The 22,893-nt window shown below is 34.1% G+C and carries 22 protein-coding genes; 1 reads left to right on the top strand and 21 read right to left on the bottom strand.

What is annotated here, in order from left to right; translation table 11 throughout:
* Position 1: 1 nt before the first annotated feature.
* The 11 genes from RBU59_RS11945 to RBU59_RS11990 all read right to left on the bottom strand — a co-directional run bounded on the left by RBU59_RS11945 (position 2) and on the right by RBU59_RS11990 (position 10,064).
* Positions 2–1,735, bottom strand: coding sequence for a glycosyltransferase family 2 protein (locus RBU59_RS11945; protein ID WP_308148092.1), 1,734 nt, complete (start codon positions 1,733–1,735; stop codon positions 2–4).
* Complete coding sequence (locus tag RBU59_RS11950) at positions 1,728–2,858, bottom strand: glycosyltransferase family 2 protein (RefSeq protein ID WP_308148093.1); 1,131 nt, start codon at positions 2,856–2,858, stop codon at positions 1,728–1,730. Before RBU59_RS11950 ends, RBU59_RS11945 begins: the two co-directional genes overlap by 8 nt.
* A 70-nt stretch (positions 2,859–2,928) precedes the next feature.
* A complete protein-coding gene (locus RBU59_RS11955) occupies positions 2,929–3,990 on the bottom strand; it encodes an FkbM family methyltransferase (protein WP_308148094.1) in 1,062 nt (353 codons plus the stop codon).
* Positions 3,991–4,007: 17 nt separating this feature from the next.
* A complete protein-coding gene (locus RBU59_RS11960; RefSeq protein ID WP_308148095.1) occupies positions 4,008–4,727 on the bottom strand; it encodes an IspD/TarI family cytidylyltransferase in 720 nt (239 codons plus the stop codon).
* Position 4,728: 1 nt separating this feature from the next.
* Positions 4,729–4,905, bottom strand: coding sequence for a hypothetical protein (locus RBU59_RS11965; RefSeq protein WP_308148096.1), 177 nt, complete (start codon positions 4,903–4,905; stop codon positions 4,729–4,731).
* A 62-nt stretch (positions 4,906–4,967) separates the two neighbouring features.
* A complete protein-coding gene (locus tag RBU59_RS11970; protein ID WP_308148097.1) occupies positions 4,968–6,287 on the bottom strand; it encodes a hypothetical protein in 1,320 nt (439 codons plus the stop codon).
* A gap of 324 nt (positions 6,288–6,611) precedes the next feature.
* Positions 6,612–6,830 carry a hypothetical protein gene (locus RBU59_RS11975; RefSeq protein WP_308148098.1) on the bottom strand — a complete coding sequence of 73 codons (219 nt, stop codon included), beginning with the start codon at positions 6,828–6,830 and terminating at the stop codon, positions 6,612–6,614.
* Between the two features lie 167 nt (positions 6,831–6,997).
* Positions 6,998–7,192: a transposase gene (locus tag RBU59_RS28785; RefSeq protein WP_442871703.1), complete on the bottom strand. Its 195-nt coding sequence runs from the start codon at positions 7,190–7,192 to the stop codon at positions 6,998–7,000.
* Between the two features lie 519 nt (positions 7,193–7,711).
* Entirely contained in the window at positions 7,712–7,879 is a 168-nt protein-coding gene (locus tag RBU59_RS11980) for a hypothetical protein (RefSeq protein WP_308148099.1), read from the bottom strand.
* 372 nt (positions 7,880–8,251) lie between these two features.
* A complete protein-coding gene (locus tag RBU59_RS11985; protein WP_308148100.1) occupies positions 8,252–8,632 on the bottom strand; it encodes a molecular chaperone in 381 nt (126 codons plus the stop codon).
* 211 nt (positions 8,633–8,843) lie between these two features.
* The gene (locus RBU59_RS11990; protein WP_308148101.1) at positions 8,844–10,064 is read right to left on the bottom strand and encodes an FkbM family methyltransferase; all 1,221 of its coding nucleotides are present in this window, start codon (positions 10,062–10,064) and stop codon (positions 8,844–8,846) included.
* Positions 10,065–10,723: 659 nt separating this feature from the next.
* Here RBU59_RS11990 and RBU59_RS11995 point away from each other — a divergent pair.
* Positions 10,724–11,899, top strand: a complete 1,176-nt coding sequence (locus tag RBU59_RS11995) for a glycosyltransferase (RefSeq protein ID WP_308148102.1) — start codon at positions 10,724–10,726, stop codon at positions 11,897–11,899.
* A 194-nt stretch (positions 11,900–12,093) separates the two neighbouring features.
* Here RBU59_RS11995 and RBU59_RS12000 read toward each other — a convergent pair whose 3' ends face one another.
* From RBU59_RS12000 to RBU59_RS12045, 10 genes are all read right to left on the bottom strand, one after another.
* A complete protein-coding gene (locus RBU59_RS12000; RefSeq protein WP_308148103.1) occupies positions 12,094–13,152 on the bottom strand; it encodes a glycosyltransferase in 1,059 nt (352 codons plus the stop codon).
* Between the two features lie 32 nt (positions 13,153–13,184).
* Positions 13,185–14,180: a UDP-N-acetylglucosamine 4,6-dehydratase (inverting) gene (pseB, locus tag RBU59_RS12005; RefSeq protein ID WP_308148104.1), complete on the bottom strand. Its 996-nt coding sequence runs from the start codon at positions 14,178–14,180 to the stop codon at positions 13,185–13,187.
* A gap of 112 nt (positions 14,181–14,292) precedes the next feature.
* On the bottom strand, positions 14,293–15,312 hold the full coding sequence (pseG, locus tag RBU59_RS12010) for a UDP-2,4-diacetamido-2,4,6-trideoxy-beta-L-altropyranose hydrolase (RefSeq protein WP_308148105.1): 1,020 nt from the start codon (positions 15,310–15,312) through the stop codon (positions 14,293–14,295).
* 12 nt (positions 15,313–15,324) lie between these two features.
* Positions 15,325–16,446: a UDP-4-amino-4,6-dideoxy-N-acetyl-beta-L-altrosamine transaminase gene (gene pseC, locus RBU59_RS12015; protein WP_308148106.1), complete on the bottom strand. Its 1,122-nt coding sequence runs from the start codon at positions 16,444–16,446 to the stop codon at positions 15,325–15,327.
* 16 nt (positions 16,447–16,462) lie between these two features.
* Positions 16,463–17,758, bottom strand: coding sequence for a serine hydroxymethyltransferase (glyA, locus tag RBU59_RS12020; protein WP_308148107.1), 1,296 nt, complete (start codon positions 17,756–17,758; stop codon positions 16,463–16,465).
* Between the two features lie 133 nt (positions 17,759–17,891).
* Positions 17,892–18,551, bottom strand: coding sequence for a class I SAM-dependent methyltransferase (locus tag RBU59_RS12025; RefSeq protein ID WP_308148108.1), 660 nt, complete (start codon positions 18,549–18,551; stop codon positions 17,892–17,894).
* Between the two features lie 19 nt (positions 18,552–18,570).
* Positions 18,571–19,770, bottom strand: coding sequence for an ATP-grasp domain-containing protein (locus RBU59_RS12030; RefSeq protein ID WP_308148109.1), 1,200 nt, complete (start codon positions 19,768–19,770; stop codon positions 18,571–18,573).
* The gene (gene pseF / locus RBU59_RS12035) at positions 19,760–20,464 is read right to left on the bottom strand and encodes a pseudaminic acid cytidylyltransferase (RefSeq protein ID WP_308148110.1); all 705 of its coding nucleotides are present in this window, start codon (positions 20,462–20,464) and stop codon (positions 19,760–19,762) included. The genes RBU59_RS12030 and pseF overlap by 11 nt, the downstream gene beginning before the upstream one ends.
* 37 nt (positions 20,465–20,501) lie before the next feature.
* Positions 20,502–21,557, bottom strand: coding sequence for a pseudaminic acid synthase (gene pseI / locus RBU59_RS12040; RefSeq protein ID WP_308148111.1), 1,056 nt, complete (start codon positions 21,555–21,557; stop codon positions 20,502–20,504).
* A gap of 160 nt (positions 21,558–21,717) precedes the next feature.
* Positions 21,718–22,875: a CgeB family protein gene (locus RBU59_RS12045; RefSeq protein WP_308148112.1), complete on the bottom strand. Its 1,158-nt coding sequence runs from the start codon at positions 22,873–22,875 to the stop codon at positions 21,718–21,720.
* Positions 22,876–22,893: the final 18 nt, after the last annotated feature.

Genomic DNA, 22,893 nt, shown 5'->3' on the forward strand with positions numbered 1-22,893 from the left:
TTTATTCTCCTTTTATCCAGTTAAGCAGTTCCAAGTTAAGAAACCGCTCTGCGTTTTCATTATATCCGCGAGCCGACGACAGGCATTTTAGTGCATTTCCCTTGTCTTTTAAAACATAACAGGCACGAATATTTTTAAGATATGCCCTCATAGCAATTTGCGAAGTGTATTTGCTTGCGTTTTCTGCTAAATTTTTCAATGACAATTTCAATCTTATTCGCTGAATCTCTTTCTGTTTTGTCATTGTAAGCGATATTGTGGAACGACGGTATAGATAATTTGCCTCGTTTATTCTGCCGAAAATATAGCCTTTATTGTATGCCGTCAGCCAGAAAAGCCAGTCTTCCACTAAAAACCAGTTTTTATCATACCCGCCAACATCTGCGTAGACATCCCTACGGAACATAAAGTACCCGCCAATTGCAGAAATTATAGGGATTTCCTCAGGGTCACCGATATAATCACCTGCGATTTTGTTACCGAAATCGTCAATATATATTTCATTTCCATAAACAACATCTGTTTCAGGATTTTGATTAAGGTATTTTACTAACGTCTCAATGCCATTCGGCAAATATATATTGTCGTCACTTGTCCAAGTGAAAAATTCGCCTTTGGCAAGTTCAAAACCTGTGTTTAGTGCCTGGGGCAGATATTGGTTTTTGTCATGCTTTACACTACGAACACGGTCATCCTTGTTTATATACTCGGCGATTATGTTCGGTGTTTCATCCGTGCTGCAATCATCAACAATAATCAATTCCCAGTTTGCATATGTCTGCGAAATAACGCTGTCGAGGCTTTCACGCAAAAACAGTGAGCCATTATATACAGGAAGCACTATTGAAACTAATGGCTGTGCCATAACCCACTCCTTAATTTGCGGTTTTAATAAGTCCAAAGCATTCTCATTTATTTGTTGCGCTTTTTCCAAACATTTCAGACCTGCCAAAATATCAGGGATACGATAAGCAAAACCAACACACTTCAAATACGAGCGAACAACAATTTCAGTCGAATAAATATGCTGATTATTTTCCAAATTTTCAAGCGACAATTCCATACATCGTCTTTGTATGTCAGTGGCTCTCGTTGAGGTTAGCGACTGCGAACTGTCACGGTATTTATAATTGCATTCATTAATTTTGTTAAAAATGAATCCGGTGTTATACGCTTTCAGCCAAAAATGCCAGTCCTCAACCAGAAACCAATCAGGCTCATATCCGCCGACTTCGAAATACACTTTCTTTCTAAAAAGAAAGTAACCGCCAACGCAAGACAATATCGGTATACACTCAGGTTCAAGAATTTGTGCAATGGCATCGGGCTTTACTATTTCATTATCGTTGCTGTCAATTATTTGCTCGTTCCCATAGACAACGTCTGTTTCAATATTTTGCCTAAGATAATTCACCAATGTTTCGATTCCGTTCGGCAGATAGATATTATCGTCGCTCGTCCAAGTGAAAAGTTCACCTTTTGCAAGTTCAAAGCCTGTGTTTAGTGCCTGAGGCAAATATTTATTTTTGTCGTGCCTTACGCTACGAATACGGCTATCCTTGTTTATATATTCAGCGATTATGGTTGGCGTTTCGTCCGTACTGCAATCATCAACAATTATAAGTTCCAGGTTTGCATATGTCTGTGCTATGACACTATCGATACTTTCACACAAGAACCGCGAACCGTTAAATACGGGAAGCACTATTGAAACAAATGGTAAAGAATCATCCACAGTAAGTTCCTTCTTTCTTTTCTATGAAATATTCAATGATATTTTCTGCTATATCATAAGTAAGCCCGACAAAGTCATCACTCGAATCATTTTTCGGTATTTTTATAACGGGCTTTTCAAAAGTTTGAGTGCAATCAGAGTAGCAGATTATGAAGTCCGCTGTCTCTATATCGCTGACAATTTGCTCAACGAAAACGACTGCTTTGTCCGTTCCGCTTATTAACGCATTATCCCCGCTTGCATAGAACTTGCAAGCCCATAACTTTTCAAGGTTAGTATCAATCGTCAACAAATACTCCTTGATTTTCTCGAATTCTGATTTCTCCACAATAAAATTATTAAATCTGCGGCACAGAAAGCGCATTTGCGATATAAACATTTTCTTGAATTCATCAATATAAGTTTCGAATACTCCAAGTTTTATCAGGTTTTGTTTAAGAGTTTGCAAAGCCTCAATTAAACAATTCCCGTCATAGTTCTCCGACAAACTGTTTTTTCTGTTTCTGTAATAATTAACAAGTGGCTTTTTCACATAACTTACTGTTTTTGCATACGCTACAACAGCCGGGATTACCGCAACATCTTCAAAATAATTTAAGTTCGGAAACCGCATATTGTCAAACAAACTTTTACGATATACTTTGCCCCAACAAAATGTTCTGCAAACATTAAGCCTGCGAATAACATCGTCAAAACGAATTCTTGAAACAGACAAGTCTCCAGTAACGGAATCGATATAATTTATATCACATACGGCAATGTCGGAACTATTTTCTTTCACCACATCGATCATATGTTCAATAAAAAAACTGTCAATTGAATCATCGGAATCCAAAAACGATATATATTCGCCCGTTGCTTGTTCTATTCCGAAATTTCTCGCCGCACTTACACTATTTATAGGCAAGTAAAAATATTTGAACCGACTATTTTTTTCCCCAAATTCAGCGCATATCTTTCTGCTACCATCAGTTGAGCCGTTGTCTACGCACAGTACTTCTAAATCTTTGTACGTTTGTCCTGCCACAGAAGACAGACACCGTACAAGAAACAGTTCCGAATTGTAAATCGGGATAATTATGCTTACCATTATTTTACTTGCACTTGTTGATATTACCGACATTTTTATCCTGCTCTTTCATATTAAATTCCAAATATCTGCTCACCCGTCATTGCCTCGTAACACGACAAAATCAATACGCATATAGCACCGTGTCCACATAAGCGTTGGTATGATGCCGCAAATAGAACTTATAATCCGGTCTAAATTTATGAATTAACATTGGCAATCTGTATAAATCGTCATCGCAATGGTAGACGGAAATCGCCAGTTTCGGTTTTGTTTCCGTGATAATACGTTCCGCACCAAGCAAAGCGTCATATTCTCCGCCTTCAATATCCATTTTTATAAGAGTCGGCGGGATTTTCATTGTGTCAAGTTTCATTATGTTTACTTTTGTCAAATTTTTATCACTGGCATTTTGAACTATTTTACTGCTCATAGTTCCACGCATATCAAAACTTATCTCTCCATTCACATTTCCGACAGCCATGTTGAGTAATTGAATTTTGTCCATATCGCCGAAACAACGTTGCAACAAGGCGTAGTTCGTGTTGTCGGGTTCAAAGCCGTATACTGCTTTATATTTTCCGTTTGTTTCGAAGATAAAATCTACAATATTCCGCCCGTCATAAACTCCGCAATCCGCGAAAACTTCATTTTCCGCAAGCGTAAGAATGTCGTTAAAATACATTGGTTCTTTGCTCGACAAATCGCTGAAATCCATATTAGCGGTTCTGTATTTTTCTATGATATTTTTGTAAAGTTCTTTAGATTGGGGGTCAAATAACACTATACATTCTTCAATATCAAGTTCTTGCAAAACATTATATTTTCTCACCAAAAAATGCGTATCTGTCAGAGCGGTTTCAGGAATAGGTTCATCAGCATTTTTATATTCGTTCGAGTAAATATCCGCAAATCCGAGCGACCGTAACTGCAAAGCTATTTCTCTATAAAATTCAGTATTAATAATTACCGTGATGTTATCGGCATTTTCGTCAAGCAATTTTGATGAATTGAATATTGGTTTACCGTAAAAACTCCTGCCTTGCAGCAAAGGATTATTGTCAAGAAAATATGCGATTTTATCTTTAAGCAGTTCTATTTCAATTCGGGAATATGTTCCGCAACCAAAGAAAACAAGTTGTTTCCCTTGCAAAATTTTGGTTACACAAGTTGCTAATACTGACATTTCAAAACCTCTCTTTATTATATCCCAAGTATCTGCTCATTCTCCATTGCCTCATATAAGGCGCGGAAGATGTAGAAATCTTGGGGTTTTGTGATTTTAATATTGTTGGTCGAGCTTTTAACGATGTTCATTTTTGTGCCATAATGACTGCACAGATTAGCAGAATCAATTGCACGAAATCCGTCAGATTTAGCCCGTTTATACAACTCATAAATCTCGCCGTAACGAAAACTTTGAGGTGCTTTCGCGGAATACATTTCCCAACGTGAGGGAACATCACCAACTGTTTTACCGTCAACGCTTCTGATAACACTCTCTACGACAGGTTCGCAAGTTATCGCGTTCCCGAATTCTTTTACCTTGGCGATGTTCTCAGAAATCAATTCTGCGTTTATCAACGGACGGACTCCATCGTGAATAAGCACAATATCGTCAAATTTGTGCATTTCTTCCATTGCTTTCAACCCGTTGTAGATGGAATAATCTCCGCCCTCGGGATTGCCCGCAACTATCTTTGACACCTTGGTAATCTCGTAAAGCCTAAGAAACCGACGGAGTTCTTTAATCCAGTTTTCAAGACAAACAACAACAATCTCATCCACTTCGTTGTGAAATTCAAAGTGTTCAATCGTATAAATTAAAATCGGTTTGCCGTGCAGTTCAAGGAATTGCTTAGGCTTTTTCGCTGTGTTCATTCTTATGCCGGTTCCTCCGGCGAATATCAGTGCAGTGGTCAAGTTATTTCACCTTCCTTTGAATTTTTTTAGCGAATGTTTCTCTCTTGCAACCTCGGCCGTTAAGCACCACAATATCGCCTGCCCAAAAGCCGTTTGTGACATAGCCACTTACAACCGGCACAATCGCATCCCCGTATCTCGGCGGGTCGCCAACTATGAAGTTGTCGCCCTCTTTCATCCCCTGCTCCGAAGGTATCTGATTTGCTCGTAAAAAAATCTGTTCATTTTGATATTCCTATTTCAGTTCCCTAAAACTTGTTTCTTTACAAAATCATATATTGCTTTGCCCGCTGTACCAGAGCTTATGTTGCGTTCAGAAAAAGTGTACGGCAAGTGGTCAACTAAATATGGAATGTCATATACAAAATCATATTGAAATCTCCCTGCTTCATAATCAGCGTATTCGCCGAAAGGCTTGTCTGTCGGTTGCTTTGAAAAACTATTTAGTAAATCTTCAGGATATTTAAGTTTGATAACTTCGTACTCGTTTTTTGCGACATCAACTTTGATTATTGCCGTCTTCCTGCGAGAAAACAGATAAACGAAAACACCGTCATCAGTCAAATAATAGCAACCGTCCGTGATGTTCGGGTCAAAAGTACTTTCTTCAGGTGGCAGATTTAGTGCGTCTATTTCAGAAGTTTGAGTATTCACGCGCAGGAACATATTTGACCGCAACGATTGAAATATGGCAAAACCGTTCAAATATATTGCCACATACAGCTTTAGTGTTTCTGAACTCTTAAACCCTTTCGGAAAATTTAGGTATTTAGTTTTCGCTCCCGTAACTAAATCCCATTTAACTAAGCTTGTGTCCAAACAACCGAGCCAGCAGTTTCTGCCGTCATAGCAAATGGACATATATTCGGATGCTTTATCAACAGTTCTTAAACTTTCTGTGTTGCAATCAAACTCAATAACACAATTAGGATTAAGTGTAACAAGCATAATTTTGTTTCCTGCGAGACAAGATGAACGTACATAAGTGCTGTTTGCCACGAAATTCGGAATGTTTATAAATCTCAACTCATCTTTTTGCAAATCAAGCACACCTATTGCGGGATAGAAAAATGGTATAAGGTAAAGCTTGCCGTCAAGATAAGCCGACCTATTTAAATTCACAGAATAATTTTCATTAATCCAATACTCTTTCTTTGAGGAGTTTTTTACATTATACCGTATTAAGTTTTTTGTTCTTGTCGGTATCAAAAATATTTCATCTTTAAGCAATGTACTTAACATCCTTGGATTGTTCGCAAGTACGTCACTGTCATCAGCAATCGCAATGGTCTCAACTTCTCCGCTTTTCAAATTAACTTTTGCAAGCAACGAGTTTGTTAAGAATGTGGTATACAACACATCGCCATCAATAACGCCGCTCAACAATGAAAGGGGATTTACAAAATCATGGTATTGGTATATTATCGGCTTCCCCGTCTTCTGATACAGCGTCATAACGCTCGACGCGTCGCCATAATATGCATCGCTCATAGCGATTACCCTGTGTAAGTCTGGACTATCATCGTAGATGAAATTTGACCGTTTTTTATTGTTTTCCATTTTTACTCCTACTGTTTCTTGAAAATTAGTTGTGTCGACGTAATAAGCATTTGACATTCCTATTGCTACAACCGTACCATTGATATGGATAGAAAACACCCGATTTTCGTCGCTTTTTCCTATGAAAGCTTCCGTGTTTTGCGACCATTTGCAACCAAAGTTATCCTAATACGCAACCAAATGCGACCGCCGAATTGAATTATTTACTTATATTCATTACCCTCATTCAAGGAAATCCGATGTATTATCATAAATGCCAAAATCTTCTTTTATATAATTCCTTTTTCTAATAGCTGCCGTCTCATTGTTTTGTAAGTACTTTCATTAAGCGGATGCGGCGCCACCAAAGCACCATATGCCAAGAAGATTGGCGAATGACCGTTGAGATTCACCCGCTGTATAGAGAATACGAATTTGAGAGTATAAACCTTCTTTTTTATGCTTAGCATATTTATTATAATATTTCTTCGCACGCTCCATATCTCCACATTCATAAATAAATCCAACACCTATAGTAGATAGATAATCGCTTACACCTTCCATCTTACATTCTTTTTAACTATCGTTTTAATTTTTGTTCAATATACATAAAGCATATATTATATTTCGACATAAAGCAATAAAATATAAAGAGATAAATTTAATTTTTGCGAAATATATATTACTCATCTACTGTCCTATCAGCACTTACAGTGTCTGGCAATGGGTGATCAAAATTTAAAACAGATCATACGCTTAATCATTTTTAACCGACTATTAATACCTTCCAGTAACCCGTTGTTCAGAGAACTGGCAACCGCATTTTCTACTGCTTCAATATCTTTGTTGCGACCTGACACAAAAGATTTCAAATTTATTACGCTGCAGTTTTCAAAGTATTCTATAAACAGGATAAGCAATGACATGCGTTTCTTATTAAAATTTTCTGGGAATACTTTGGCTGCAGTATTAAAATTTGTGGATATTTATCAGATATATAATGTCAGTCATCAGACTCTATGTATTTATTCATCCAGATATGTTGAAAGACCTGGGTTCGCTTTTATGAAATGAAAAGGAACTTTTTTATGATTGATTAGCTTCCCAATACTGTTTTTAGATGAATGGTATTCTATATTGTATATCTGCAGAAATTTCTTAGAGTAGTCATAAAAAGTAGATATAAATTCTTATATATTGATGTTCTTTAAGCCATTATTTAAAGGACGAACCATCTCGACCATCAAGAATTGCGACTGAATTATGTGAATACTCATCACAGATAACGGTACCGTAAGTCTGCCCTTTTTTAAAAGCAAAGCATCAATACCAATAAAACTGCCACACTGATGTTTGCTGTTCTCATTATCTAGTGATTAATAGCCTTATTACCGTATCATCGCTAACCTTATTACCATTTCACGGCAAATTCGAGAGCAGCCTTCTCAACTGGTATTCATTGCAATACTTAAAATGAGTTGCTCAAAACGCTCTGTTTTTCGGCGGTAAGTACCAGTAAATCCTTCAAGTTCTTCAGCAAATACTTTTTGTTTACATTTAGAATTTTCACAGTAATAGAGGTATGCAATTATACCAAGTTCAACCTCTTTCAAATATAATTCATAGTAATAACAAGGTAACATCTTGATATATTTTTAATGTGTTTTACCGTTTATACTGATACAGTGTATATGATATATATAATAAAACGCCGTATGTGAGAAAATGTCTTCTCAATCGGCGTAATTATTTTTTAGAATCATTTTTTCTTAAACGTCCGCACTTAGCCAACACACAATGAATTAGTTTTAAACTTTCATAAGGCAGATTCTCTTCTGCCTGTTCATCAAAATATGTCTCCACTTCTAAAAAATCACCTTCAGAACCGGCTATAAATAATTCTCTGGCATATAGATTCAGTAATTTCTCGGATAGTTTTTCACTTCGTTTTATTACTGAAAATTTACTGCGGAAAGCTAAAATAATTAAATAGCTATATTTGTGACTATCTGGATCCTGCTTTTTAGCGTTGACAGAAAGGGCAGAATATATTTTTCCAAAACCATTGCTTTATCTAAATCGTCATGTTCTTTTATGGAAATACTTAACTTATTTATTGCAATATTAATATTTTCTTTATCAATAGCATCTCCACTCTCATTTATTATCTCCATCGTCCGGTTTAGTACCTCAATTGTCCAATTAATACCATTAGTAATAGCTTGAAATAACTCGTCTGTATCAGCTCTCTTCTCGCCTCTTAATTCATTAATAATTGATTTAACAGCCGGTAATAATCTATTTAGATAATTATCTAATTCCTCCAATGCTTCCATCTGCTGTTCTCTCAGAGTTTTCTCTTCCATATTAATCGCGCCCCAGGACCTGGGTTCTCCTTTCACTCATGCATTTTTATATACTATAACATCTAAAAAGACATTTAATAATCTTTTTCCCAATGTAATTAGATTAATTTCTCTATAAAAATCTCTGTTTTGCAATAGAAACAATTGTATAATCCGATTTTATTTTCAACTGATCTATAACCTTTACTATATACAACAATTATCACATGCGTCATAATGCAAACAAAACGTATTCTGTTGGACCAAGTTGACTTCCATTATATCTCATATAAAAATGATAATTAGGATCCATTTCTTCAATCATACGAGGTATCTTCCATATGTCTTCGTTATTATGATATGTACAAATGGTCAATTTAGGATGTTCATTCATTATGTGCTTTTTACAACCCTTTAAAGCTTCCTGTTCTGCACCCTCTATATCCATCTTAATAAACGTCACTTTTTCTGTTATGTCATTATCAATTGATACAATGTCAACCGGTATTTCCCCTTTTTCCTTTACCATATTGGAAGAGCCTGATAAACCGAACTTATGAAAATACATCGTTTTATTCTCCGCTCCGACACCTTTATTTCTTATTACAATATTATCGTAAGCGGATAAAGTATCGTGACATTTTGACACACTTTCCTCCGTAATTTCATAACAATATATTTTCTTATAATGTCCGTATGTTTCTATAAAACTTTTTGCCGAATCACCATTATAAGCTCCTATATCCACAAATACTTCATTTTCATTACAAGTAACAAGATCCATGTCAAAATAATCAGCAAAATTATTTTCCTTAATTTGAAACAAAATAGAAAGATCGAAATATAACCAGTTTCTGAGTATACCAGATAAAACCATCTTAGAGCGGTAATCTTCTAAACGTTCATATAACCAGATGAAATCCTCCTGATGATCTTTTAGCGCCCTGCATCTTTGTTCAAAAACGTCGAAATCATTCATTTCCATATTTAGGCTACCCCAAAAATCCTTAGTAATGCCATAAAAATGTTTTAACTGTTGATAGTAGTCTTCATTAACCGATCGAATATTTATTAAATTAGTAATACAATTCGCTACCATATCCGTATAATCTGTTACGGTAACATAATCCATTATTTTATAAAATTCCCGGTCAACGCTACTTGGCAAGTCAAATCGGCGTTTTACAGTTTGAATAATTAAATTTCTCCATTTGTCCACTTCTATTATAAACAATTCAAGATTTTTATCATCAGCGCCAAGTGAATCTATATATTTTAATGCATTATTATTATTAATCTTTTCAGTACTAAAAACAGCCTCATTTATTTCCAATATAGCATCATGTATATCGTTTATTAACTCCATATTTACTGTATTCTGTTTTCGTATCATATTTTCTATTTGTTCAATACTTCTTAAAATGCCTAAAATCTGCTTATCATCTGCATTCATGTTATATCCTTTCTCAGTAAAAACTATGGGGCTTGTTTGGGTTAATTGTAAGGTTGTTTTTCTTCCTCATTTTTGTTGGCCGAATTAATTGTTTTATATTTTCATCCAAGGCAGGTACTACCTCTGTTTTACTTTCTTTAATATCCATAACTAGAAATTCATAAAAGAAGTCTTTAATTGTCAGGTTGCTATAAAAATTTATTAATTATAACTAAATTTCAATAATATCATAAAAAATTCTTAAGTATTACAATATAAAAGTGCAACTTTTCAAACGGTATATCAAAAATTCTTTGTTACTCTTAAAAACAAGCCGTATATTGAATGAATATACGCATGTATTATATTTCGACATAAAGCAATAAAATGTAAAGGGACATAATGTTTTTTTAGCAAAAGTATTTTCCGAAGAATTTATGATAGAAAAAATTTTCATCTCAGTTTCTGCTTTGTTAATTGGGAACTCCGTTCATATCACCTTTGAGTACAAATCATTGTAATTAGCGTAAGTTTTTCTCTCATACCGAGATAATCAAAAAGTATAAAGAAATATATAATGAATACACCCTGAACACAAATTAATTATTGCTATTTATAAATTAAACCAATATAATAATATAAATAACCTGTATAAAAAATAGATATGGAGAAAGTAGCTTATGGCGGAAAATATTATAGTTTTAAAAGGGCAATCTCAATACAATGTGTTACGTATCGCTGCCGATTACATGATAGAATCATTTAAAAAAAGAGGTTATAATGTAATTGAATTCGATCTTACCACAGATGGAGCATTAACTGAATTTATTGATACTGCAACGAAAATAACTTGCTCATTAATATTTTCTTTTCAAGCCTTACTTTTTGACGTTCTCCTAAGTGATAGTAAAACCGCTCTACTCAATCAATTGAACATTCCTGTATTTGGACATATTGTGGATCATCCTATTTATCATAATTTAAGATTATCACAAGTAAATGGGGATAATATATACTTAGGCTGTATTGATCAAAGCCATGTTGATTATGTTCATAAATATTATACAAACATAAAAAATGTAACCTATTTACCTCATGGAGGATTTAATGCAAGTACTATTACTCCCTATCAGGAAAGATCAATTGACTTATTTTTCCCTTGTTCTTATTCGGAGCCGGATGAGATAATGAATAAAATTAATGCTCTACCAGAAGTCTATCAAAATATGTGTATAATATTTATTAAAAAAATGCTCGATGATCCAACACAAAATTTACAGGATACTCTGTATCAATATTTAGATAATATAAACTTTATCTATGAAGATGAAGACTTTACTCAGATAATGGAAATTGTAAAAGTAGTAGATCAATATATACGTGCTTATACTCGCGATAAATGTATACGATATCTGCTTGATAATGGCATTACGGTAACAGTGTCCGGTAATGGTTGGCCTAAATTTAAATCAGCTCACATAAATAATCTTAATATACTTGAATCGAACGGTATGGCATTTGGGGATGTATTAAATGTTATGGGGAAATCAAAAATGGTCTTAAATCATATTGCAACTCACCAGAATGGTACTCACGAAAGAATTTTTACAAGCATGATGTGTGGAGCTGTCTGCCTAACACTCGATTTTCCTAGCGTACATACTGAATTTATAGACTCTAAGAATATTATTTTATTTTCCGATAATAATTTAAAGCTATTTACAGATAGAATAAAAGATTTACTATCATATCCCACTAAGGCAGAAGAAATAGCAAAAAAGGGTACTCTTATCGCTGCTCAGTCACACTCATGGTTAAATAATGTGGACAAAATACTAGAAATTATTAAAAATTAAATATTCTTTCATTTTGTTTAAATTTACATGAACTCCTTTTTAAGAATTCCTAATTTAGATTTTTAATCAATAATATAAAAAATCCATGAAATGCATATTAAAGGCATGAGCTTCAACTTTTACCGCAATTCATGGATTTTGCAAAATAATCCAAGTACATATATATAAATATAAACTTTGATACGTTCTCTATATCAAGAAGTCAATAATTTTTTACTTCTAAGAACTGCAAGGTTATAGTTTTCACATTTATTATAATATGTTTTTGCCCTATTAATATCTCCCAAGCATTCATAAATGACCCCAATATTGTAAAATGCCAGGTAATCATTTACTCCCTCCATCTTACATACTTCTTTTTTAGCGGCTTTTAAGAATTCATCAATAGCTTCCTGATACTTGCCATTATTCATCAAAACCAATGCAATTAAAAAGATAAAATCCGCCGATTGTGAAAATTCATCATATACATTTAACAATTGTAAAGCGATTTCATACTGGCCTGTATTTAAAAGAGAATACCCATAGCTTTCAATCATATCCTGCACATATTCAAGTCCAGGATTTAAATCACAATATAATGCTTCTCCCAAAAACTTGCTTGAGCCAACATAATCTTCCTCCATATAATAACTTTTTCCTAATTGATATAAAATGTACGGATCATTTGGTTGTTTTTTTAATGCTTGTTTTAATAAATTAATATTTCTTAATGCCTTATTCTTTCTTTCTTCTAGAGTACCTCCATATCCTGAGTGTATAATTTTTATAGGGGCGTTATATGTTTCAACAATAGAATTATCATATGGTTCTAATTGTTCATGAATCATTCCCTCATATTTAAAATGTTTTTTTGAAAATAACCTGCTCACTCTTTCCTTGTATTTATAATCAATACCCTTTCGGTTATACTCATTAATACATAATAACCGTCCAATTTGTTTAGGTTTTTGATTTATTAAGCGTTCTATTAAATTCATATCAATGCTTTCGATAATCTCATCACCGTCTAAAACCAGGATATATTCATTCTTTGCTTTGCTAATAGCGTAATTTCTTGCTTCACTAAAGTTATTATTCCATTTATAGTCATATATTTTATCCGTATATCTCTGCGCAATGTCTTTTGTTTTATCCGTAGAACCTGTATCAGCAATTATTATTTCATCTATAAAACCTAAGACACTATCCAGACAATTTGCTAATTTTCTTTCCTCATTTTTCACTATCATGCAAAGACTTATTGCAATCATTAATGGCATTCCTCTCTTGTATTAAATTTCTTTTACTTAATACTCTTTAATGCTTTTTCCAAATCACTACTGGAGAGCCATTTTGTATTATTGCCTGAATTATATTCAAATCCCTCTTCTACTAATATACCGCCCGGTAATAATGATTTATTTATATCCACCCATTCAAAATTAGGGTAAATAATGTAATGCTTATCATATTCATAAGTGGATCTGGAATCATCCTTTGTTACCATAACCTCATGCAGTTTTTCACCTTCGCGTATACCGATTTCTTTTAATTCTGCATTCGGTAACATTGCTTTTGCCAAATCAGTAATATTAAATGAAGGAATTTTAGATATATAAGTTTCTCCGCCTTTTGCTTCTTCTAATGCTTTAAACACCAGTTCAACACCTTGCTCAAGTGTTATCCAAAAACGTGTCATACGAAAATCTGTAATTGGCAGTACAGTTTCACCTTTTTCCATTAAATTTTGAAAGATAGGTATAATGGAACCACGGCTTCCTGCAACATTACCGTATCGAACGATGGCAAACCTGGTATCTTTCTGCCCTGAATAAGCATTCGCAGCAATAAAAAGTTTATCCGATACGAGTTTTGTACCGCCATATAAATTAATAGGGTTAACCGCTTTATCCGTAGATAAAGCGACTACTTTTTTAACGCCTTTGTCAAGAGCTGCATCTATAACATTTTGTGCACCGTGAATATTCGTTTTTATAGCTTCAAACGGATTATACTCACAGGTCGGCACTTGTTTCATAGCTGCCGCATGTATAACATAATCAACACCTTCAAATGCTCTATAAAGTCGATCCTTATCTCTTACATCCCCTATAAAAAATCGTACCTTAGACATGTCCACTTTATCAGCATACTCTGTTTTCATGACACTTTGTTTAAATTCATCCCTTGAATAAATAATAACTTTATTGGGGTTAAATCTTTGAAATACCATCTCTAAAAACTTCTTGCCAAAGGAGCCAGTTCCACCTGTAATTAATATATTCTTACCATTTAACATTCCATAATCCTCCAGTATTTTATATCAAATAATCTAAATTTAACTTCAATTTTCGTTAAATATAAGATATTTATATTTTATCTATTCTTTACTTTATATTGTTTCAAAGCTCCTATAACATTAATATCTCTCCTGCTATTCTATCCGCTCCTTGCCCATCTACTAAATCCATCATGCGAATAGATAGATTACCTCTGCGATTATAATCATTATCCAATGCTTTCAGTTCCTTTATAATCAAATCAAGACTTTTATTCATATCATTTCTGATATCTCCGGCATAATATATTAAACCTTGACGATTGAATTCTTCTATCCCTCGAATTTGATTATCTGCAAATGTAAAACAAATAGAAGGAATTCCGCAGGCACATAATTCATATAAGGTAGTTCCGCCAGCTGATATTGCGATATCACATTTACACATTAGTTCAGAAATATGGGATATATTTTCATATAAAAATATATTATGAAATTCTTTTTCCAATTTATATAATTCATCTTTATGAACATTAAAGGTACCAACAACGATATGTAGCTTCCAATCCGTAAGAAATGAAAATTTTCTAATATATTTTATCAGTTCTCCAGACATATTGTAAGAATCAGAACCGCCTGTTGTTATTAATATATCTTTGACCTTAACTTTATGGATGCGTTTAATACCCGCAAATTCTTCTCTTAAAGGAATATATCTTGTACCAATCAAAATTTTTGTACTCTCATACTTTTTTTCATAATCTTGTTTATCAGCACTTATGCTATAGTTAATTAACATATCAAGCGGATAAATTGATTCATTTAAATCATCCATATAAATTACTTTTGTTAAATCGCTTAGAAATTGCATATAACGATCTGTGACAGAATAAGAATCCACCATTAGCTTTTCAATCCCTATTTTCTGGATTACTCCAGCCAATTTTTCCATTTCGTATTCCAGATTATTCCATGTGGTATCCAGGTTTATCATGGAAAATCCGTTCCCGGTAATTAACTTTTCAGCTTCTCTGTCCGCAGTTATAAAGGTAGTATCTTCACCGCGTTTTTTCAAAGACTTAGCTATTGCCAGGCACCTCATGATATGACCGCTGCCTATCTCTGAGTTGGCATCTCCACGTATATAAAACATAGTAATTCCTTTCTATATTAGTTCCTTTACCTGTTTAATAACATAGTCCTGCTCATCATTTGTTAATTTGGCATACATAGGAAGACTGATAAAATTCTGATATACTTTTTCTGCATTAGGACAAATTACATCTTTATAGCCGTGACTACGGTAATACGGCTGCGTATAAACCGGTATATAATGGACATTTACTCCTATATTTTTAGCATGAAGTGCTTCAACAACCTTTTTTCTGTCTTGTTCCGTAACCTGGATTACATATAAATGCCAGCTGTTATTACATCCTTCCTTTTGTCCTGGTATAATAATTCCATCCAAATCTTTAAATGCCTCATTATATTTTTCCGCAATCTCTCTTCTTCTGGCTATAAAGAAATCCAGTTTCTTCATCTGACTTAAACCAAGAGCGCTTTGTATATCCGTAATTCGATAGTTATATCCCAATTCCTGCTGCTCATAATACCATGGTCCGTCATTTGATAATAAAAGAGAAGTATCTCGAGTAATACCATGACTTCTATATAAAATAAGCCGTTCATAAAGCTCTTTATTATTTGTGGTAATCATGCCACCTTCACCGGTTGTAATATGTTTTACCGGATGAAAGCTAAAGGTAGTCATATCGGATATGCTGCCGATCCGCTTTCCATTATAATCCGCTCCTAAAGCATGCGCTGCATCTTCTATAACTAAAAGGTTGTATTCTTTCGCTATTTGCCTGATTTCATTCATCGCACAGGGCTGTCCTGTAAAATGTACTGCAATGATTGCTTTCGTTTTATTTGTAATTTTTTTTCTGATATCAGCCGGATCAATATTATAGGTAACCGGATCAATGTCTGCAAAAACCGGTGTGGCCCCACAATATAGAATACAATTAGCGGAAGCCACAAATGTTATAGGTGAGGTAATAACCTCATCACCCTTTTGAAGCCCTGCTGCCAGGCAAGCGACATGAAGAGCAGCCGTACCGTTGGATACTCCAACGGCATACTCTGCTCCCACATAATCAGCAATGGCTTTTTCAAATTCCGCTATTTTAGGGCCAGTAGTCAGATAATCCGACTTGAGGGTCTCTACTACTGCCTGTATATCATCTTCATCAATCCATTGTCTTCCATATGGTATCAGCATAATTGCATCTCCTCTTTTAGTTTTTAATAGTTCCTCTGTCTGTTGGGTTCCATTCTTTTGCAAACATTTCGTATTTGTCAGTTATTTTATCTACCTCTTGTTTTACTTTATCTAAAACTTTTTTATCCGATTTGTTTTTCAAAGTAATTCCAATAAGGTGGCCAATACGGTTCATTTCACCTTCTTTTGCACCTCTCGTTGTCATCAAAGGGCTTCCAATTCTTATCCCGCTTGTCAATTCCGGTGATAACCTATCGAATGGTAACAAATTTTTATTTGTTATAATTCCTACCGATTCCAATAGCAATTCTGCTTCTTTTCCAGATTCAATATTTTCTGGTATTTTTACCAATACTAAATGTGTATCCGTTCCATCTGTTACTAATCGTAATCCCTCATTTTTACATCCTTCTGCAAGTGCGGCTGCATTTTTTACTACCTGATGCTGATACAGACTATATTCTTTTGTCATACACTCTTTGAACAGCACCGCCCGTGCAGCTATCATATCTGCTTTGGGCCCGCCCTGCATTCCTGGAAAAACACCTCTGTCTATTTTATTTTTCAATTCTTCTTTGCACAGTATAACTCCACATCCTCTAGGACCGCGTAAGGTTTTTTGAGTAGAAAAGGTTACCACATCTGCATAAGGTACTGGAGAGGGTATTGCCCCACCCGCAATCAAACCAATAATATGTGCAGCATCCACCCAAAGGTATGCTCCTACTTCATCTGCAATCTTTCTAAATGCCGCATAATCAATTAACCTCGGATATGCCGACCCACCACATATAATTATTTTAGGTTTCTCTTCTATAGCAATTTTTCTTACCTCTGATATATCAATTTGTTCTGTCTCTTCACTTACTCCATACTGTACAACATTATAAAATTTTCCGCTAAAATTAAACTTAGCCCCATGACTCAGATGCCCTCCTGCCGATAATGACATTGATAATATTTTTTCACCTGGCTTTAAGAGTCCCATCAATACAGATGAATTTGCAATTGAAGCATTTCCACTCTGAAGATTAGCATGTTCACACCCAAACAACTTTTTTAATCTTTCAATTGCAAGTAATTCAATCTTATCTTCATTTGTTGTACCAGAAACATATCTTTTACCCGGATATCCCTCTGTATTTTTATTCGTAAATATACTTCCCTCTAAGCATGTAGATAACGGAGATGCAATATTCTCAGAGGCTATTAAGCCGATAGTTTTTCTTTGTTTATATTCTTCATCTTCTAAAAGATCGGCCAACTCGTTATCAAATTTTCTAAGCATCTCTAATCTTTTGAATGTGTCCATTTCTTTTCTCCTCAGACATATTGTTTTATGTCCATAACTATATAATTTTGTTATTACAGTACTTCATAATATTATATTTTCAACTTATAATGCTGTAATATCAATCCATATGTATTTTCAACATTTTTACGTGTTAATTTTTCTGTGCTGTAATGTGATACCAAGAATTCAATTTTTCCATATTATTTTCAGTAAATTCAAATAATTCCACCTTTTCTATAAATAAACCTGCATCAATAAAAATTCCTTTAATTTCTTCTAATGATGGAATATAATAATAAACTCCATCCATTCTTTTATACATATTATCTTCATTTTTATTAGTCTCACTAAAAAATGAATCCCTTTGTGTGCGGCAATCACAGAAAATATATCCATTAGGTTTTAAAATTCTACAAATTTCTTTAATATAAGCGGCCACCATATCTTTTTTATAAGAAAAAAGCACCCCCCATGCAATTACAATATCCTGTGATGCGTCCTCAACTGAAATATCAATATCATTGTTTTGAATATATCTCACTTTATTCGATAATCCTAAACGTTCAATCCTTTGTTTTGTAATATCAATGCATTGCTTTGCAAAGTCTACTGCTGTAACCTGAAAGCCCATTTTTACTGCTGCTTCTGTATGTCTTCCTGTTGCACAGCCTAAATCTACAATATTACCACCTTCCGATTTATGTCTGCTTAAAAAACGTATTACATTCTCATCAGGATATTCCAGATATGCAATTTCAAAATGTTTACCCCAGCTTTTCTTTGCCTCTTCAAATAATCTTTTATCTTCCATAAATTATTAACCTCCTGATTTATTTAAATTGTTCCAATATCCATTTACTTTGACGTATCAAATCTTTCTCACTATCTCCTTCTACAATAAAGAATCCCCTGTTCATAATTGAATGCCCATTCTTTACCTTATTCATATATTCACCTTCCCTGATATTACACTGCCACAAGCGAAGGTTACACCTTCCGTTATTTTTCAAATCGCTTTCATCCGGAATCTGTGAAATAACCTTATCTTCAAAATCAAAAAAACGTATCTGCAATTGTCTAATAACCTCAGGCCTAAAATTAAATTTTTCTCCCTTTAAAAACTTGATATATTCTTCAGCAATATCTATTCCTGTAGATTCCGGTACAAAAACGTTATGTAGATTATGGCCTGATGGTCTTGGAGATATTTCAATAACGAATACATCATCATCATTTATAATTAAATCTGCATTTAGTAAACAATCATCATAAGATAAAACCTTTATCACCTTACTAACTTTTTGATATACCCGTTGCATTAATTTATTATTAGCTTCGTTATCTACTACTGAAAAACTGGAAATTGGCTGCCTTATTGGAAGTGGTGTGATTATTTTTTTCCTTAATAAAGTAATAATCAATTTTCCATCAATAACTGCACCATCTACGCTGTATTCGGTTCCTTCAATTGCTTGTTCCAAAATAAAATCTTCAACACTGTCTTGAATATTCGTCTCTGCTTCCCACAAATCTACTTCATTACTGCAATAAAATACATCTCTGCTTCCTGAACCATACCGTGGTTTTAGAATTGCCGGGAATTTAATATCATAATCTTTGCTTAGCTCTTCTTCATATGGTTTTAATAAATAACACTGAATATTTCTAAGTCCTTGTTTATATAACACTTTATGAAATTCATATTTATCTGTACTAAGTCTGGTGGGCAGCTCTTTAATTCCTTTAAGATTATATCTTTCGTTTATATACCCAGTTACAGCTAAATATCTGCCTATCGGAATTGGTATAATAAAATCAGGTTTTATTTTGTCAATTACCGCCGAGACAGCTTCGGTATCAGGTATATCTACTGTAATCGCTTCATCTGCATACGGCATTCCTGCTGCCTTGGGGTTGCCATCCAGAGCATATACATATATGCCATGCTTTCTAGCCATCTCTATGGAATGTATAGCATCACCGCTTGCACCTATAACTACACCTGCCAACTGATTATTTCTATCTTTCATGGTTTAATCCTTTCATGATCTGATATTTTATTTCAGCAATCTTCCAATCTTCTTCACTATCAATATCCTGCACTTCTGATTCAGAAACAATTATCGGCATTATACTATCTACTATCTGTCCGTTCAATGACTGATATTTTTCTATGTCATAGCAATAAAACTGACCACAATCATGATACAAACTCTCAATGTCCTGTGACCGCGTGTTCAAAAACTCAGGCCATTTCATAGCCAGATAATCATCTTTCATAATGAATCCTCTCATAGGCGGATATGAAAACTTCACTACTGGCATTATCTCTACTACGTCATTTTCTTTTAATTTCTTCATAGCAGAACATAATTTATCCGATGTAACAAAAGGTGCTGCTGCATAGATACAAGCTGCGTACTGAAAATCTTTGCCTAATTTCTTATAATTATCAATGACCTCCAGCACTACTTCTGATGTTGTAGCATAATCACCCGCTGTTTTTTCGCTCCTCATAAAAGGAACTGATGCCCCATACTGTAATGCCAATTCTGCTATTTCCTCGCTGTCAGTGGAAACCATAACTTCATCAAAAATATCAGCTTCTATTGCAGCTTCTATTGAATAACTAATAATTGGTTTTCCGCAGAATTGCCGTATATTTTTCTTCGGTATTCTTTTACTTCCACCTCTTGCGGGAATAATTGCTATAGTTCCCTTCATTTATATTCTCCTCTCTTTATAATTCAATTAAATAATTCTATAGTTGTATATATTTCCACTCTAACGGTGTACCCCTGTCAATATCGCAGGATGCTTTTTTCCCTATTATTTCTTCATAATATTTTGTATGAAGTCCTATGCCTGGACGAATAGATCTAACATTTACTTCCGTCAAAACTTCACCTTTCTTTATCGGTTTTACTGCAAATAAAGAACGTGAACCACTTCTTGCGTTTATCTGTTTTTCTGTCAATTGATAAGTAGCTGAACCCATTGCTTTTTCCACATTTCTGATTTTTTGAACCATCTTGGCAAATTCTTCCGCTTCCATTGAAAAATCAGAATCAGCTCCCCCATCACTTCTCTTTAATGTGAAATGCTTTTCAATTACTTTTGCCCCTAACGCCACTGCCGCCACAGCAGTTTCATCGCCTAAAGTATGATCTGATAATCCTGTCATACATTGAAACGTCTCCGTCATATTTGGTATCACCTTTAAATTCATTTCCTCATAAGGTGCCGGATATGCAGATGTACATTTCAGTAATATTACTTTCTGGTTTCCTTCCTCCTGACACGCTTTTAATGCCAGTTCGATATCACTAAGATAGGCGATTCCGGTTGATATAAAAATAGGTTTCCCGGTTTTAGCTATTTTTTTAATAAGGGGTATATCATTAATTTCAAAAGAAGCGACCTTATAAGCAGGCACTTGCATTTTTTCCAAAAAATCTACTGCAGTCAAATCAAAGGGTGAAGAAAAAAGTGTAATTCCAATACTTTCTGCGTATTCTTTTAATTTCGGCTGCCATTCCCAAGGAGTATATGCCATTTTATATAATTCATATAATGTCATTCCACTCCATAACGAATCACTTTGCGTTCTGAAACACTCGCTATTACAATCTAATGTAATCGTATCAGCCGTATATGTCTGCAGTTTTACCGCATCTGCACCGGCTTCTTTCGCTTGTTTAATAATCTCCATTGCATGATTGTAATCCATATTATGGTTTGCTGACATCTCAGCTATAATATAAGATGGGGAGTTATAGCTTATAGTTTTTCCTGCAATATTTATTTCCTGGTTCAATTTTATCCGTACCTCTCCATTATTATTTATTAGTATCTACTACATAATTTATCGGATTTTTCACTATTATGTTTTAGTCTTTCAATATACCATTGTAAAATTTATATTTAGAATAATGATGATGTTAATAAGTTCGAATTTTATATATCAAATAGAGTTCTTACAAACTTTTCAGCATCTCTTCTAATCTCAGTTCAAAAGTATGATACTGCTTTACCTTTTGATATCCACTAAATGCGATTTTTTTTCTTTCATCCTCATGCTTTAAATAGTATCCCACCTTATAAAGAAGTTCCTCTTGGCTTCCAAAGGTATCCAAATCCTTACCAATCTCAAAATACTCCGGAATTTCTGCCTGATAGTTAGTAAGCAAAAATCCTCCGGCCCCCATAATATCAAATATACGTAATGATAAACCTGTCTGAATTGTTTTAGCAGTTATATTTAGGTTGATTTTGCTGCATTTAAATATTTTTGGCATGTCTATTCTGGACCGTGCAGGCCCTTTGTTATGGATTTTGTTTAATAAAGAAGTATCACTTAACGTATATAAATCTACCTCAAACCGCTCAGACAACTTCTGTAATAAACGTGTTCTTTCCAGCTCACTACATTTTATTCCAATATACTCCTGTGCGACAATCGCCTTATCATTTTTCCTATAATCTTCAGCTAAAGGTATCCACCCGGCATACTTCTTAAATTCCTGAACAATTTCATCTGTAAGTGCATCTTGAATTAAATTATATCCGTAAATTTTTAATTGAGCTTCCATAATACCGTTTACATAACCTTTTAGATAGTCAGGCATATATTCTATTCCATTGTACTTGCATTTTTCCGAATATAAAGAACCCACTAAAGAGACATCTGATTCAAAATTCTTTTTGTCCTCTGCCGTTAAGATAACCTGATCAAGATGAGTAATATTTGCAGCAAGAGGCAAATAAAAAATATTTTCAGGAATTTCGTTTTTAAATTCGTCGTACAAGGTTCTGTCAAATATAAAAATACGATTACATTTATTATAAATTGTATTAGAATATAGCTGAAACAAAGGACTATCCACTGTCCATGATATATACATAGTATGGAAGATCTCACAAACCCGTGAAATAATTGGCATAAAATTAATTGAAAATACATAGTCATATCTTGATTTCATCATTAAATCAGAAAGCTGTAATAGATATTTCTTGTCATAATCCACACTTTCAATTTTTTGATTAAATCTGGTAACTTCGAAACCAAGCTGTCCAAATGCTTCGTCAATATCCGGTTCACAAATGCTGTTCCATTGGCAAAAAAGTATCCTCATTAACTATCAGTTCTCCTA

This window comes from Anaerocolumna sp. MB42-C2 (assembly GCF_030913705.1).
Classification (GTDB): Bacteria; Bacillota; Clostridia; order Lachnospirales; family Lachnospiraceae; genus Anaerocolumna.

Excerpts from the sequence above, each read along its gene's own strand:
- pseB (WP_308148104.1), bottom strand. The coding sequence starts at position 14,180 with ATGTTAAATGGTAAGAATATATTAATTACAGGTGGAACTGGCTCCTTT.
- RBU59_RS12030 (WP_308148109.1), bottom strand. The coding sequence starts at position 19,770 with ATGAAAGATAGAAATAATCAGTTGGCAGGTGTAGTTATAGGTGCAAGC.
- RBU59_RS12045 (WP_308148112.1), bottom strand. The coding sequence starts at position 22,875 with ATGAGGATACTTTTTTGCCAATGGAACAGCATTTGTGAACCGGATATT.
- RBU59_RS11990 (WP_308148101.1), bottom strand. The coding sequence starts at position 10,064 with ATGAATGCAGATGATAAGCAGATTTTAGGCATTTTAAGAAGTATTGAA.
- pseG (WP_308148105.1), bottom strand. The coding sequence starts at position 15,312 with ATGTTTTATATACGTGGAGATGCCAACTCAGAGATAGGCAGCGGTCAT.
- RBU59_RS11955 (WP_308148094.1), bottom strand. The coding sequence starts at position 3,990 with ATGTCAGTATTAGCAACTTGTGTAACCAAAATTTTGCAAGGGAAACAA.
- RBU59_RS11970 (WP_308148097.1), bottom strand. The coding sequence starts at position 6,287 with ATGGAAAACAATAAAAAACGGTCAAATTTCATCTACGATGATAGTCCA.
- RBU59_RS11985 (WP_308148100.1), bottom strand. The coding sequence starts at position 8,632 with ATGGAAGAGAAAACTCTGAGAGAACAGCAGATGGAAGCATTGGAGGAA.
- RBU59_RS11950 (WP_308148093.1), bottom strand. The coding sequence starts at position 2,858 with ATGTCGGTAATATCAACAAGTGCAAGTAAAATAATGGTAAGCATAATT.
- RBU59_RS11965 (WP_308148096.1), bottom strand. The coding sequence starts at position 4,905 with ATGAAAGAGGGCGACAACTTCATAGTTGGCGACCCGCCGAGATACGGG.
- RBU59_RS12025 (WP_308148108.1), bottom strand. The coding sequence starts at position 18,551 with ATGGAAGATAAAAGATTATTTGAAGAGGCAAAGAAAAGCTGGGGTAAA.
- pseF (WP_308148110.1), bottom strand. The coding sequence starts at position 20,464 with ATGAAGGGAACTATAGCAATTATTCCCGCAAGAGGTGGAAGTAAAAGA.
- RBU59_RS28785 (WP_442871703.1), bottom strand. The coding sequence starts at position 7,192 with ATGTCATTGCTTATCCTGTTTATAGAATACTTTGAAAACTGCAGCGTA.
- glyA (WP_308148107.1), bottom strand. The coding sequence starts at position 17,758 with ATGGACACATTCAAAAGATTAGAGATGCTTAGAAAATTTGATAACGAG.
- pseC (WP_308148106.1), bottom strand. The coding sequence starts at position 16,446 with ATGCTGATACCATATGGAAGACAATGGATTGATGAAGATGATATACAG.
- RBU59_RS12000 (WP_308148103.1), bottom strand. The coding sequence starts at position 13,152 with ATGATTGCAATAAGTCTTTGCATGATAGTGAAAAATGAGGAAAGAAAA.
- RBU59_RS11995 (WP_308148102.1), top strand. The coding sequence starts at position 10,724 with ATGGCGGAAAATATTATAGTTTTAAAAGGGCAATCTCAATACAATGTG.
- RBU59_RS11975 (WP_308148098.1), bottom strand. The coding sequence starts at position 6,830 with ATGGAAGGTGTAAGCGATTATCTATCTACTATAGGTGTTGGATTTATT.